This window comes from Nocardia sp. NPDC051321 (genome assembly GCF_044455225.1).
Lineage (GTDB): Bacteria > Actinomycetota > Actinomycetes > Mycobacteriales > Mycobacteriaceae > Nocardia.
Genome location: NZ_JBITEM010000001.1, coordinates 675,563 through 689,360 on the forward strand (window position 1 = coordinate 675,563; position 13,798 = coordinate 689,360).

Genomic DNA, 13,798 nt, shown 5'->3' on the forward strand with positions numbered 1-13,798 from the left:
TCAGCGCACCTGGCCGCCGACGGCGCGGTCGATGCGGGCGGACACCGTGCGCAGCCGCCGGATCAGCTCCGGCGGTTCGTGCACCTCGAAATCGGCACCGAGGGCAATCAGCCGGTGCGCCAACCACTCCGGGTCGTCGTCCCGGTGGGCGTCGAGGCGGCAGGTGTCCTCATCGAGCGCGATGACGTCGCCCGGTTCGTCGCCCAGCCGCCCGGCGATCCGGCTCGCTGGTGCGTGAATGGTGAGCGAGAGTCGGAAAGTCGGTGTCCCCCAGTCGGTTCGGCGTCCAGACACATATGCGGCGGGATCGTCGGCGGGGAGCTCTCGCGGGGTGAAGCGAGCGGCGGTCGGCTGGGGGCGTTCGATGCGATCGACCCGGTAGACGCGCCAGTCGTCCCGCTCGACGTCATAGCCGACGAGGTACCAGCGATGCCGGGACGGGACCAGCCCGGCCGGTTCGGCATGCCGCCGGGATTCCGTGCCGCCCCCGTCGCGGTACGTGAAACGCACACGCTCGCTGTTGGTTACGGCAGCGGCCAGCGCGGTCAGTACCTCCGGATCCACCAGCGGACCCGTATCGGTTGGCAGCGCCAGTGCGGTGCCGAGCACCCGCACCCGGCGGCGCAGCTTCGCAGGCAGCACCTGCTCCAGCTTGGCGAGTGCGCGCACCGACGCCTCCTCGATGCCGGCCACCGCGTATCCCGCGGCCGCACGCAACCCCACCGCGATAGCGACCGCCTCGTCGTCCTCGACCAGCAATGGTGGCAGCGCGGACCCCGCCACCAGTCGATAGCCGCCCGCCGCACCCATTGTCGCGTCGACCGGATAGCCGAGTTCCCGCAGCCGATCGATATCGCGGCGCACCGTGCGATCGGTGACGCCGAGCCGTTCGGCGAGTTCGCTGCCCGGCCATTCGCGCGGGGTCTGTAGTAGGGACAGCAGGCGCAGCAGCCGGGCGGGTGTGTCGTTCATGAATTCGAGGATTCCAGAAAACTAGGACATAGATGGTCCTATATGACTCTTAACGTGGTGCTAGATCACCGGATCGACACACAAGGAGCAGCACCGATGACCGACAACCGCACCGCAGTTCGCCCGTTCCGCATCGACATCGCACAGGCCGACCTGGACGATCTGAACGACCGGTTGCGCCGCACCCGCTGGTCGGCGCAGCTGCCCGGTTCAGGACGGGACCGCGGTGTACCGGTCGCCTACCTGCGCGAGCTCGCCGACTACTGGCGGACCGAATTCGACTGGCGCGCACAGGAAGCGGCATTGAACGAGTTTCCTCAGTTCCTTACCGAAATCGACGGCCTGGACGTGCATTTCGTGCATGTGCGCTCGCCAGAGCCCGATGCGGTGCCGCTGATCCTGACCCACGGCTGGCCGAACACCTTCGTCGAATTCAGCAAAACCATCGGCCTGCTCAGCGATCCGCGCAAGCACGGCCTCGACCCGGCGCAGGCCTTCCACGTTGTGGTGCCGTCGGTGCCCGGCTTCGCGTTTTCGGAGGGCCCGCGCGAGCTGGGGATGACGCCGCGCCGGGTGGCCGAGATGTGGCTCGTGCTGATGGACCGGCTCGGTTACCAGCGATTCGGCGCCCAGGGTGGCGATCTCGGCGCGTATGTCGCGCCGGAAATGGCGATCGCGGCGCCGGACCGGGTGATCGGCGTGCACATCGACGGCGGCATCGGCATGCCGACCGCGGCCGACGTGCCGACCATGACCACCGACGAGCGCGCCGAATGGGATCTGATGCAGCAGTGGATGACCGGCGTGAACCACCATGTGCTGCTGCACGCCGCGCCGCAGACCTTCGCGCACGCGTGGACCGACTCGCCGGTCGGCCTGCTCGGCTGGCTGATGCACAAGTTCAACGAATTCGCGCCGCTCGCCGATCAGGCCGAGGACGTCATCGACCGCGACCACCTGCTGACCAACATCAGCCTGTACTGGTTCACCAATACCGCGGCCAGTTCATCCTGGCCGATGTACAACGGGCTCGGCGACAACGGATTTGCGTGGCCCAAGGGCCAAAAGCTGGTTCCGACCGGCGTTTACGGCGGCGGTTCCGCGCTGATGCTGCGGCTTGCCAAGCGCGACAGCGACATCGCGCACTGGCCGACAGGCAATACCGGCAATCACTTCGTCCCGATGGGGCTGCCGCGGCAGCACGTGGCCGATATCCGCGCCTTCTTCGCCAAGATCAGCTGAAACAGGCGGCACCGTTATCCGCGGTGCCGTGGCGTCAGTTGGCGGGCTTGCTGAATTCGCCGTGCACAGCGGCACCGGCGGGCACGCTGGGAGTGCTCGTCGGTGCCGGGGCGGGTGCGGGTGCTGGAGCAGGCTCGGCCGCCGCGGGGGCCGGCGCCGGTGCCGGGGGAGCAGGCGCGGGCGCGGGCTGCTGCTCGACGGTCGGTCCCGGTCCCGGTCCGACCACTGTCCCGTTGGGTCCGGGTGTGGCCAGTCCCGGCGCACCGGTGTTCGACGGCTTCGGCTGGATGACCGGCTGGTCCGGAACCATGAAGGTGCCGACGGTCGGCGTCATCAAGCAATGCGCGAACGGGTAGTCGATGATGCCCCACATCGAGGCGATCACCGTGCCCGGCCCGCTGTTCACCGTCTTGGACAGCGACGGCAGGCCGTACTCGGTCAGGTCGTCGAGCGGGTCGATCCCGCTGGCGCCGTTGTTGATGTTCACCCAGGCCACGACGAGGCCAGAGGCCAGCGGCGTGCCGGAGTGCGCGGGGGTCGCGCTGAACCGCAGGGTGCCCGGCGCGACATTGAGGTCCTGGCTGTTGCCGATCCCGTCGGTGGTCGCGGCGGCGATGATGGTGGTGACCGGCCCGATGCTGCCGCAGCCGAAAGTGGGTGCGGCATAGGCGAACGGGGTGAAGGCACTGGTGACATGGCGCAATCCGGCCACGTCGGCGAGCTTGGTGTATTCGGTCAGCGCGCCGACACCCGCCTGCACAGCTGGATCGGGACCGGCGGTCTCGGTGAGGTGAGCCAGACCGGCGTCCAGCGGTGCTGGTTCGGGATCGGCGCCCGCCGTGCTCCCCATGGTCAGCGCCGCGCCGATGCCGAGAGCTGTCACGGCCGTTGCGGCGCGTGCGATGGTCCTGCCGTTCACTCGAACTCCTCGATACGCAAAGTCTCGGGGTCCCCAACCCACGTGCAGCAACGTACCAGTTCGTCTGGAATACCGCCCAGGTGGCGCCGTTGTTCATGCGGAGTTGACGCCCGCGAGCGTGTCCAAGCGGTGTGATCCACTCGACAGTGGAGGATTACCGAAGGGTAGGTTGGACTCGGACGTTACGAGACACAGACGGAGCTGCGTATGAAAATAAGCCTGTCCCCAGACGAAGTCGCGTTTCGCGACGAACTGCGAAACATCTACCGCACCGAGATCCCCGCCGATATCCGTGAGCGCTTCAAGTACGGCAAGGAGCTGTCCCGCGACGACATCGTCCGCTCGCACAAGGCACTGAACGACAACGGCCTCGCGGTGCCGAACTGGCCGGTCGAGTGGGGTGGCAAGGATTGGACCCCGATGCAGCGCCACATCTGGCAGGACGAGATGCAGCTCGCCTCGGTGCCGGACCCGCTGACCTTCAACGCGCAGATGGTCGGCCCGGTGATCGCGCACTTCGGCTCGCAGGAGCTCAAGCAGCGTTTCCTGCCGCCCACCGCCGCGCTCGACATCTGGTGGTGCCAAGGCTTTTCCGAACCCGACGCGGGCTCGGACCTGGCCTCGCTGCGCACCACCGCGGTGCGTGACGGCGACTCCTACATCGTCAACGGCCAGAAGATCTGGACCACGCTGGCCCAGTACGCGGACTGGATCTTCTGCCTGGTGCGCACCGACCCGAGCGCGGCGAAGAAGCAGGCGGGCATCTCGTTCCTGCTGTTCGATGTGAAGTCGCCAGGCGTCACCATCCGCCCGATCAAGCTGATCGACGGCGGCTACGAGGTGAACGAGGTGTTCTTCGAGAACGTCCGCGTCCCGGCCGATCAGCTGGTCGGCGAGGAGAACATGGGCTGGACCTACGCCAAATTCCTGCTCGGCAACGAGCGCACCGGCATCACCGGCGTCGGCCGCACCAAGGTGAAGCTCGGCATCGCGAAAGAGTATGCGGCGCAGACGAAGTCGGGTGACGGCACGCTGCTGAGCGATCCGCTGTTCGCGGCCAGGGTCGCCGAACTGGAGAATGAGCTGCTCGCGCTGGAACTCACCCAGCTGCGGGTGGTCTCGAATTCCTCGGACGGCAAGCCGAATCCGGCGTCCTCGGTGCTGAAGCTGCGCGGCTCGGAGTTGCAGCAGGCCGCCACCGAGCTGCTGATCGATATCGCGGGCCCGGACATGGTGCCGGTGGGTGCCGACGAGATCGCCTCGCCCGGTTGGGCGCAGCGCAGCGGACCCAGCTACCTGAACTATCGCAAGACAACCATCTACGGAGGCTCCAGCGAGGTGCAGCGCACCATCATCGCCTCCACGATCCTCGGATTGTGAGGCGCCGCCATGGATTTCGATCTCACCGATGAACAGGAAATGCTGCGGGACACGGTACGTGACCTGCTCGCCCGCAACTACGACCCCGAGACCAGGCTGAAGGTGACCGACACCGAACTGGGCTGGAGCCGCGAGGTGTGGCAACAGCTCGCCGAACTCGGTGTGCTCGGACTGACTTTCACCGAGGAGGACGGTGGCGTCGGCGCAGGCCCGGTGGAGACGATGGTGGTGCTGCAGGAGGTGGGGCGCAGGCTGGCGCCGGAACCGATCCTGGACGCGGTGCTGCTGCCCGGCGCGCTGATCGCGCTCGCGGGCACCACCGAGCAGCGGCAGCGGGTGCTGCCCGACGTCGCGGCGGGCAGCAAGCTGCTCACCTTCGCGCATGCCGAGCCGGGTGTCCGCTGGCCGTCTACCGAACTGGCCACCACCGCTGTGCCGCAGGGTGATTCGTACGCGCTGACCGGCATCAAGAACCCGGTCACGCACGGCGACTGCGCCGACGACCTGGTGGTCAGCGCACAGCTCCCCGGCGGCGGGACCGGGCTGTTCCTGGTCGCCGCTGACGCGACGGGCGTGACCCGCAAGACTTACCGCACGGTGGACGGGCAACGCGGCGCACAGCTCGAATTCGACCAGGCCACCGCCGAACTGCTCGGCGGCGATGTCGACGCGGCCGAGGCGATTCAGTCGGCGCTGGTGCAGGCGCAGGCGAGCCTGTGCGCGGAATCCATCGGTGCGATGGAGGAGGCGCTGCGGTTGACCACCGATTATCTGAAGCAGCGCAAGCAGTTCGGGGTCACCCTGTCGAAGTTCCAGGCGCTCACGCACCGGGCAGCCGACATGTACGTCTCGCTGGAACTGGCGCGCAGCATGAGCCTCTACGCCACCGCCGCCGTCGCGGACGACGCGATCGACCCGCAGGTCGCTTCGCGGGCCCGGCTCCAGGTCGGTCGCTCGGCACGGCACATCGGTCAGGAAGCCATCCAGATGCACGGCGGCATCGGCGTCACCGCGGAGTACCCGGTCAGTCACTACGTGGCCAGGCTGACCGCGATCGAGCGCACCCTCGGCGGGGGCCTCGAGCACCTGCGGGTGCTCAGCGCGCGGGTCGGCGAGTACGGGCTGCCCGAGCTGTAAGCCCTTGCGGTGGTGTGCGTTCCGCGCACCACCGCGGGTCACTCGTCGTCGGTTGACGGCCCCGAGTACGGGTTGCTGCCGTACGGATGCGTTGTCGGCTCGTCGGGAGTCGTCGTGGTCGGTCGCGGCCGCGTTGTCGTCGGCCGGGTGGTCGGCCGCGTCGTGGGAGCTTCGGTTGTGGTCGGCGACTCGGTCGTGGTGGGCCGGGCGTCCTCGGAGGGGCGTTCGTGCGGCACGTTGCCGTTCGGCAAAGCGCCCGGTGCCTCTTCCGGGGGCGGCGTTTCACCGGATGTCGTGGTGCTGAAGCCGGTGAACGGCGTCGCGTGCGGTGCCTGGTAGGGCGCGATCTGCCAGGTCGGCGACGGGGGAATCGCCACCCTCGGCACTGTGCCGCTCGGTCCCTCGTGCGCAACGGGTGCGACGTTCGGGTCGGACTGCAACGGCGGGGGCGCGACGTAGGTGTCCTGCTTGCCGATTCCGCAGGCGCCGATGAGGACGAGCCCGACGGAGATCGCCCCTGCGGCAATCGCCGGACCTGCGATCTTGGTCCTGGTGCTCTCCATCGGTGATCACTCCTGCTGCGGTTCGAGTCGGGATCACCTTACTCGAGCGCGGTCCACGCGGCCAGACGAAGCGGTCGCCAACGGTGCGTCCGAGATCATGTTTTAAACATGCGTAATTCAGATATCGAATTGATTTCGTCGGCGTGTCGCGGGCACGTGTCGCTGTCATACGGCGGTGCATGGTCGTAGCGTGTGAGCAAAGTTACGCGTGAGACGCCTGTACCCAGATGAGAGAAGCGTTGTGTGATGAACGCGGCATTGGTTCTCTGATCGGCGTCATCGAGGAGTAGATGATGGGAGCTTACTCGACAACGTCGCCGCGAGAGTCGTCCGCAGCCGCCAAGGATGCGGTGTCGGCTACTTCGCAGCACCTCGTGTCGAACAAGTCAGCGCGCTCGCTGTCCACGGTCATTTCGCGGATATTCGCCTGGCTTTTCTTCGTCGGTGGAATCGTCGGGGCTGTCTTCGGCATCGCCGGCTTACACGTCGAGATCACCGTCGCCGGACTGATTCTCGCGTGCACCGCAGGGCTGATCCTGCTCAAACTCCGCACAGGTGGCAGCGGCGGCAACGAAACGGATTGACGCCGAACCCAACTGAGGCCATGGCCAACCGGACTACTGGTCGGTCGGTCACCGAGCGATCACCGCTGGTCACCGAAAAATTCGGGCGCGCAACGCTTTAGCCGCCTACCGTGATCATCATGAGGATCGAGATCACCACGGACGCGGCCGAGTTCCGCTCGCGCACCGAATCGTTCCTGCTCCGTGATCCGCTGCGGCACACCGTGATCACCACGAGCATCGCCAACCAGGTCGAGGGCGTGCAGACCCCCGACCGCGCCGCGCGGTTCCTATCGGTGCATGCCGACGACGCCACCGTGGTCGGCGTCGCCATGCGGGCGCAACGCTGGGACGTGTATCTCGGTGAGCTGCCCGAAGGTAGCGCGGGCGCGGTGGCCGACGCGCTGGCGGAAGTGGTCCCGGAAAGCACCGGCGTCGAAGGACTCGTCGGCGACGCGACGGCCTTCGCGCAACGCTGGAGTGACCGATTCGGCGTCACCTTCCGTCCGTCCTTCGGCACCCGGCTGTACCGCCTCGGCGCGCTGCGCATCCCCGATGTTCCCGGAACACCGCGCCGGGCAACCGAATCCGAGCTGCCGCTGTGCCTCGAATGGGCGGCGGCCATGCACAACGATGCCGGGATACCCGCCGTCGCACTCGACAAGGCGGCCATCGGCAAGCGGGTCGCCGCAGGCATGATCTGGTTCTGGGAGCGGGACGGCAGGCCGGTAAGTTTTGCCGCCCACCAGATCCCGGTACACGGCTGGTCCCGCATCGGCCTCGTCTACACCCCGGCGCCACACCGCGGCCACGGCTACGCCAGCGCCGTCACCGCCCACATCGCGCAGGTCCTGCGTGCCGAGAGTCTGGACGTCTGCCTCTTCGCCGACACGGCCAACCGCACCGCGGGCAAGATATACCAGGCCATCGGCTTCCATCCGACGCACGAATTCGTGCACCACGAATTCAGTTAGACGACTTCGTGTTCCGCCGCCCCCACGAACTCAGTTCAGCGGGGCGGCGGTCCACCACTCCATGAATTCGGCGTAGGTAGCGATGAAGCCGACGCTGTACATGAGCACGGCGGCGCGTTGCGGATCCGCGGTGAACTCGGTGACCATCCGCGGGCGTCGTTCATCGCTGTCATGCAGGGTGTAGTTGGTGTACTCGTGGCCGTGGTTGGCCGCCGTGCTCCGGTCGTTGGCGGGTAGCCGGTCGAGGGTGGCCCGGACGTCGACGGGGGAGTTGTATAGGTAGAACGAGAAGGACGCCTTGTTCGGGCCGCCGAAGCAACGCCACAGCACCAGCCAGTCGCCGAGAGCGGGATCGTCGTTGTCGAGCGGGGGTGCCGACCCGGGGGCATAGGAGAAACAACCCGCCTTGTTGTAGCCCGTTCCGGCCTGAACCAACTGCTGGGGAGTCGTTTCCGGCAGCATCGCGGCGAACTCGTTGCTCAATGCGGCGGCGTTGGCGCTCACCTGATCTCGGTCCGGCGTCGGGTGCGCCGAGGTCGACGGTTTTGTGCTCGGCGTTGCGCCGCCGGTGCGGGTCGTGGTCGGCGCTGTGCTGGTCGGGGACACGCTGATGGTCGTGGTCGGGCCGGCGGAACCTGTTCCGCCGCGCGAGAATACGACGATCGAGGCGATGAGTCCGAGGACAAGCAGCACGGCGATCACGCCACCGGCCATGGCGTTGGGCCGGGAGCGGTGGCGGTCGCCATCGAGAGACGCGTCGGGAGCGGGGTTTTCGGTGCCCCGGCCGTGCTGAGGTGCCGCCGTGGGTGGCTGGTACACCACCGTGGATGGCTGATTCGGTGCGAACTGTTGCGCAGTGGTGAGCGCATGCCATGCGGCACCGGCGAATTCGGCACAGGAGTCGAACCGGTCCTCGGCCCGCTTCGCCATCGCCTTGGCCAGCACCGCGTCCAACGCCGTCGGCAAACCCGGCCGCAGCCGACTGACCGGCGGGGGTGGCGACTGCAAATGGCCCTGGATCACCGCGACCGGGTTGGTGGCTTCGAATGGCACCGTCCCGGTCAATAGTCGAAACAGCGTGCAGGCCAACGAGTATTGATCAGACCGATGATCCAGCAGCGCACCGGACAGCTGCTCCGGTGACGCGTAGGCCAGTGTCGCGGTGAACGTTTCGGTCTGCGTGAGTCGTCCGGTCTCGTCGCGCAAGCGCGCAATCCCGAAGTCGGTGAGCAACACCCGCTCGCCCGCACCGCCTGCGCCTTCGAGCAAGATGTTGGCGGGCTTCACATCTCGATGCAGGACCCCTCGGCTGTGCGCGAAGTCGAGCGCCTTGGCCGTCTCGCCGATGATCTGCACCGCCCGCCGCGGCGGCAGCGACCAGGCGTCCGATGCGGCGGCGTCGGTGCCGTCGATGTACTGCATCGAGATCCACAGCCGCTCGTCCTCGACGCCGCGGTCGAACACGGTCACGATGTTCGGGTGGTCCAGCCGGGCCACCAGGTCGGCCTCGCGCTCGAACCGGGCGCGGATCTCCTTGTCGTGGCACACTTCCGGGTTCAACAGCTTCATCGCCGTCAACCGCGGCAGGCGTGGATGTCGCGCCAGGTACACCGATCCCATGCCACCCCGGCCGAGCAGGCGTTCGATGGTGTACCCGGCGAATACTTCAAGCATCGCGTAGCGATCCGATCAGGGGTGGTGGCCGGGCGACGGGTGTGCCCGCTGTGCGGGATCGGTCAATTCAGCGGTGCCGAACGCCACCAGCGCAGGGTCTGGTCGATGGAACCGATGCCGTCGGTGAACATCAGGTACTGGGCGCGGTCCGGATCACCGGTGAACGCCGTGACGATCTTCGGGCCGCTGGCATCGAATTTGTAGTTGGTGTAGGACTTTCCGCCGTTGGAGTCCATCGACTTGCTGTTGGACGGCAGCGACTTCACTACCGACTGCGCGTCGGCGGCGGACTTGTAGACATAGATGCGGTAGAGCGGATCCGAATTGTCGCCGCCGCCGTAGCAGCGCCACTGCCAGGCCCAGGCGCCGAACTCCGGGTCACCATCGCTGGGTGAGGGCGTGTAGCTGGTGTCGGTTTCCCAGCATTTGGCGCCGTTGTAGCCGACCTGCTCGGTCTTGGACGCGGGCACCATGCGCGGGAATTCGGCGCTGATCGAGTCCGCGGTCGCGGCCACGGTGGTGCCGGGCCCGGACCCGTTCGCGGTGGTGGTCGTGCTGCCCGAGGCCGAGCCCGAATCGCTGACCGCACCGATGATGGCGAGTGTCACCACGATGAGCACCACGACCGCCACGCAGATGCCGATGATGAGGCCGACATTGGACTTCTTCGGTGGTCGTCCGGCGACACTGACCGGGGACATGGGTGGCGGCGGGGTGTAGTTGTATCCGGGTCGCGGCCCAGAGGTGTATCCGGCTTGCGGCCCCTGGTACGGGCTGGTCGGCTGTGGTGGCTGTCCGGTCCCGTGCTGTTGCGCCACCAGCGTGGCCGGGGGTGGTGTCGGGAATGGCGATCCCGCAAGGTAATTCGGTCCGCTCTGCGGCTGACCCTGGCCGTGTTGCCCGTGATAAGGCGCGCCGCCGGTCGGCGTCGGCGGTCCGGTCGTCGGCCGGGGTCCGGTAGTCGGGCGCGGTCCGGTCACCGGCGTCGGCGGCGCGGTGAACGGTCGCGGGCCGCCGACCACCGGCATCGACGGCACGCTGGGATTGGTGAGCGCGTGCCGGGCGGCCGCGGCGAAGTCGGCGCAGCTGGGATACCTGTCGTCCGGTCGCTTCGCCATCGCCCTGGCCAGCACGTTGTCCAGCGCGTACGGCAGGCCTTGACGGTGGCTGCTCAATGCGGGCGGCGCGCCCTGCAGGTGGCCTTGGATGACCGCCGCCGGGTTGGTCGCGGAGAACGGGCCGGTTCCGGTGAACAACCAGAACAGCGAGCAGGCCAGCGAGTACTGATCCGAACGGTGGTCGAGCGCCGAGCCGGTGAGCTGTTCCGGGGAGGCGTAAGCCAGTGTGGCGGTGAAGGTTCCGGTCTGCGTGAGGTGGCCGGTGTCGTCCCGGAAGCGGGCGATGCCGAAGTCGGTGAGGTACACCCGCTCGCCGCGCCCGCTGCCGGAGCGGGCAAGCAGAATGTTCGCGGGCTTGACGTCGCGATGCAGCACGCCGATGCCGTGCGCGTAGTCGAGGGCGTCCGCGGTTTCCTTGATGATCTGCACGGCGCGCTCGGGTGGCAGCGCCTGCGGTTGCACCGACGCGGCGTCGATGCCGTCGATGTACTGCATGGAAATCCACAGCTGCTCGTCGTCGAGCCCACGGTCGTAGACCGTGACAATGTTCGGGTGATCGAGCTGTGCGACCAGATCCGCCTCCCGTTCGAACCGCGCCCGCACCTCCTTGTCGAAGAACATCTCCCGGTTCAGCAGCTTCAGCGCGGTCAGCCGCGGCAGCCGAGGATGTTTCGCCAGGTAGACCGAACCCATGCCACCGCGACCCAGTTGCCGCTCGATGACATAACCGGCGAAAACGTCACCGCTGGCCAGCATGTCTGCTCCACTTCCCGCCGCCCGCCGGGACCCACCGACGAACAGGCGCACAGCATAAGAACACGTGACCAGGCACGGGCCGGACCACGGAAAACATCGAAACCATAGCAGTAGTCACTGAACCGGCAGCCCCTCAGCGAAAGCGGGCCAACGCCAGCGACATTCAATAGCGAACCGCTATTGGTGGAGGCCGCGCGTCTGGCGGTGCCTGCTCCCGCCGAGCTGCCGAACCGGGACGCATGGGCAGGTCAGGCAACTCGATAGTGCCGCGCCGAACAGTCCGCCGCGGCGGCAGAAAAGTCGGCGGCGGCACCGCTCTGCGCGGCGGAGCCGTTGGTGGCACGGATGTCGTTGGCGGCGGCCCTGATTCGCTCGGCGTCGGCGCGGCGGGTGTTCCACTGCCGGGCGGCGCGGTCCGGTTCGGCGGCGTTGGGTGTGGATGGGCTGCTGGGAACGTTGAGTGGTGCGGTGGCGGCACCGAACCGCGCGGCGGAGCCAGCGTCGACGGTGGTGGTGGCGCGGATGTCGTTGGTGGTGGCGCTGATTCGCTCGGCGTGAACGTGGTGGCGGGTGTTCCGCTACTTGGCGGCAAGGTCTGGTTCGGTGGCAGCGTGGAGTGGTGCGGACGGTCCAGGGGGAATGTGCGGGTGGGGGGAACCGGCGCGGGCCGTGGGTTGGGTGGGTACCCACTGTGCGCGGGTCCGGCTTGGTGCCGGGGCCCGCCGATGGCGAGTGCGTGGCGGGCCGCCGCGGCGAACTCCGCGCAGTCGGCGAACCGGTCGGCGGGCCGCTTGGCCATCGCGCGGGCAAGCACTCCATCCAGCGTGGACGGCAGGTCGGCCCGCGTCCGGCTCAGCATCGGCACCGGCGCGAACAAATGGCTGTTGACCACGGCGGCCGGATTCACGCCGGGGTAGGGCGCGGCACCGGTCAGCAACCAGAACAACGTGCACGCGAGCGAGTACTGATCGGCCCGATCGTCCAGCGGCTGCCCCATCAATTGTTCCGGCGCGCCGAACGCCAGCGTCGCGGTGATCGAGCCCTTCGAGCTGAGCGTGGTGTCGCTGCCGCGCACGCCCGCGATGCCGAAGTCGGTGAGCAGTACCCGCTCCGGCTGCCCGATCGCGGCCTTGGCCAGCAGGATGTTGGCCGGCTTCACGTCACGGTGCAGCACCTCGTTGGCGTGCGCGAAATCGAGGGCGATCGCGGTATCGCTGATGATCTGCACGGCACGCCAAGGCGCGAGCACGTTCACATCCGCGCAGGAGGCGTCCGCGCCTGGCACGTACTGCATCGAGATCCACAGCTGCTGGTCCTCGGCGCCGCGGTCGAACACCGTGACGATATTGGGGTGATCGAGTTGCGCGACCAGATCGGCCTCCCGTTCGAAGCGGCGGCGGATCTCGACCTCGCTGTACAACTCGCGTTTGAGCAGTTTGAGCGCGGTCAGCCGCGGCAACCTCGGGTGCTTGGCCAGGTAAACGGTGCCCATGCCGCCATGGCCGAGCACACGTTTGATGAGATAGCCAGCGAAGACCTCGCCGGTCTGCAACACGGTGTTCACCCCCGTTATCGGGTCGAGCGCGCGGATACTACCGATGTATCTCGCAGGGCCGACGCGATGCAACAACCCCCTGTCCGGCATCCGTGGATTGCTGTCGGTGGTGATCGTTAAGCTGGCCCTATGCGCATTGGAGCACACGTCCGGCAGGACGGCGACCCGATCGGCTTCGGTGAGAAACTCGGTGCCGATGTCATCCAGATGTTCGTCGTCGATCCGCAGAGCTGGGACAAGCCGACCCCGCACCCGCGGACCGAGGAGATCGTGGCAAGCCCGATCGATGTGGTGGTGCACTCGTCCTATCAGATCAACGTGGCGAGCCTGAACAATCGGCTGCGGATGCCCTCCCGCAACGCGGTCGCCCAGCAGGCGAAGGCCGCCGCCGATCTCGGCGCGTTCGGCCTGGTCGTGCACGGCGGCCACGTGCGCTCCGACGCCGAACTGGACACCGGAGTCGACAACTGGCGCAAGCTCTTCGAGCGCCAGCAGGACAAGGGCGGCTTCGCCGTGCCGATCCTCATCGAGAACACCGCGGGCGGCAACCACGCCATGGCCCGGCATTTCGACTCCATCTCCCGATTGTGGGACGCCGTAGGCGATTTCGGCGCAGGCTTCTGCCTCGACACCTGCCACGCCTGGGCAGGCGGCGAAGAACTGATCGGCGTAGTAGACCGCATCAAGGCCATCACCGGCCGAATCGACCTGGTGCACTTGAACTCCTCGCGCGACGAGTTCAATTCCGGCGCAGATCGCCACGCCAACTTCTCCGACGGCACCATCGACCCCGAACTCCTCGCCGAAGTCTGCAAAACCGCGGGCGCGCCGGTCATTTTGGAAACGCCGGCCGAGGGTGTTGCCGACGATTTGGCTTACCTCCGCGAGCACGTCGGCTGAGTTGTCGGGCGGCTCTTCGGGTGGGGGGTCTGGGGCGAGTTGTGC

The 13,798-nt window shown here is 67.5% G+C and carries 12 protein-coding genes; 6 read left to right on the forward strand and 6 right to left on the reverse strand.

What is annotated here, in order from left to right; translation table 11 throughout:
* Entirely contained in the window at positions 1-972 is a 972-nt protein-coding gene (locus ACIA8C_RS03185; RefSeq protein WP_397130577.1) for a helix-turn-helix transcriptional regulator, read from the reverse strand.
* Positions 973-1,068: 96 nt separating this feature from the next.
* Between ACIA8C_RS03185 and ACIA8C_RS03190 the strand changes: the two genes are divergently transcribed.
* Positions 1,069-2,214, forward strand: a complete 1,146-nt coding sequence (locus ACIA8C_RS03190) for an epoxide hydrolase family protein (RefSeq protein ID WP_397130578.1) — start codon at positions 1,069-1,071, stop codon at positions 2,212-2,214.
* Positions 2,215-2,248: 34 nt separating this feature from the next.
* On the opposite strand, the gene ACIA8C_RS03195 is transcribed toward ACIA8C_RS03190, so the two are convergent.
* Complete coding sequence (locus ACIA8C_RS03195; RefSeq protein WP_397130579.1) at positions 2,249-3,133, reverse strand: hypothetical protein; 885 nt, start codon at positions 3,131-3,133, stop codon at positions 2,249-2,251.
* Positions 3,134-3,340: 207 nt separating this feature from the next.
* Here ACIA8C_RS03195 and ACIA8C_RS03200 point away from each other — a divergent pair, with 207 nt between their 5' ends.
* Positions 3,341-4,513: an acyl-CoA dehydrogenase family protein gene (locus ACIA8C_RS03200; protein ID WP_397130580.1), complete on the forward strand. Its 1,173-nt coding sequence runs from the start codon at positions 3,341-3,343 to the stop codon at positions 4,511-4,513.
* 9 nt (positions 4,514-4,522) lie between these two features.
* Positions 4,523-5,650, forward strand: coding sequence for an acyl-CoA dehydrogenase family protein (locus tag ACIA8C_RS03205; protein ID WP_397130581.1), 1,128 nt, complete (start codon positions 4,523-4,525; stop codon positions 5,648-5,650).
* Positions 5,651-5,688: 38 nt separating this feature from the next.
* Here ACIA8C_RS03205 and ACIA8C_RS03210 read toward each other — a convergent pair whose 3' ends face one another.
* Positions 5,689-6,213 carry a hypothetical protein gene (locus ACIA8C_RS03210; protein WP_397130582.1) on the reverse strand — a complete coding sequence of 175 codons (525 nt, stop codon included), beginning with the start codon at positions 6,211-6,213 and terminating at the stop codon, positions 5,689-5,691.
* A gap of 374 nt (positions 6,214-6,587) precedes the next feature.
* Here ACIA8C_RS03210 and ACIA8C_RS03215 point away from each other — a divergent pair, with 374 nt between their 5' ends.
* Together ACIA8C_RS03215 and ACIA8C_RS03220 are read left to right on the forward strand one after the other, a co-directional pair.
* Entirely contained in the window at positions 6,588-6,797 is a 210-nt protein-coding gene (locus ACIA8C_RS03215; RefSeq protein ID WP_397130583.1) for a hypothetical protein, read from the forward strand.
* Between the two features lie 119 nt (positions 6,798-6,916).
* Positions 6,917-7,750: a GNAT family N-acetyltransferase gene (locus ACIA8C_RS03220; protein ID WP_397130584.1), complete on the forward strand. Its 834-nt coding sequence runs from the start codon at positions 6,917-6,919 to the stop codon at positions 7,748-7,750.
* Between the two features lie 30 nt (positions 7,751-7,780).
* Here the strand turns inward: ACIA8C_RS03220 and ACIA8C_RS03225 are convergent, their stop codons facing one another.
* The 3 genes from ACIA8C_RS03225 to ACIA8C_RS03235 form a co-directional block, all read right to left on the reverse strand.
* The gene (locus tag ACIA8C_RS03225) at positions 7,781-9,424 is read right to left on the reverse strand and encodes a serine/threonine-protein kinase (RefSeq protein WP_397130585.1); all 1,644 of its coding nucleotides are present in this window, start codon (positions 9,422-9,424) and stop codon (positions 7,781-7,783) included.
* Positions 9,425-9,486: 62 nt separating this feature from the next.
* On the reverse strand, positions 9,487-11,298 hold the full coding sequence (locus tag ACIA8C_RS03230) for a protein kinase (protein ID WP_397130586.1): 1,812 nt from the start codon (positions 11,296-11,298) through the stop codon (positions 9,487-9,489).
* 163 nt (positions 11,299-11,461) lie between these two features.
* Positions 11,462-12,862, reverse strand: coding sequence for a serine/threonine-protein kinase (locus tag ACIA8C_RS03235; protein WP_397130587.1), 1,401 nt, complete (start codon positions 12,860-12,862; stop codon positions 11,462-11,464).
* A gap of 120 nt (positions 12,863-12,982) precedes the next feature.
* Between ACIA8C_RS03235 and ACIA8C_RS03240 the strand changes: the two genes are divergently transcribed.
* Positions 12,983-13,753, forward strand: a complete 771-nt coding sequence (locus tag ACIA8C_RS03240; protein WP_397130588.1) for a deoxyribonuclease IV — start codon at positions 12,983-12,985, stop codon at positions 13,751-13,753.
* Positions 13,754-13,798: the final 45 nt, after the last annotated feature.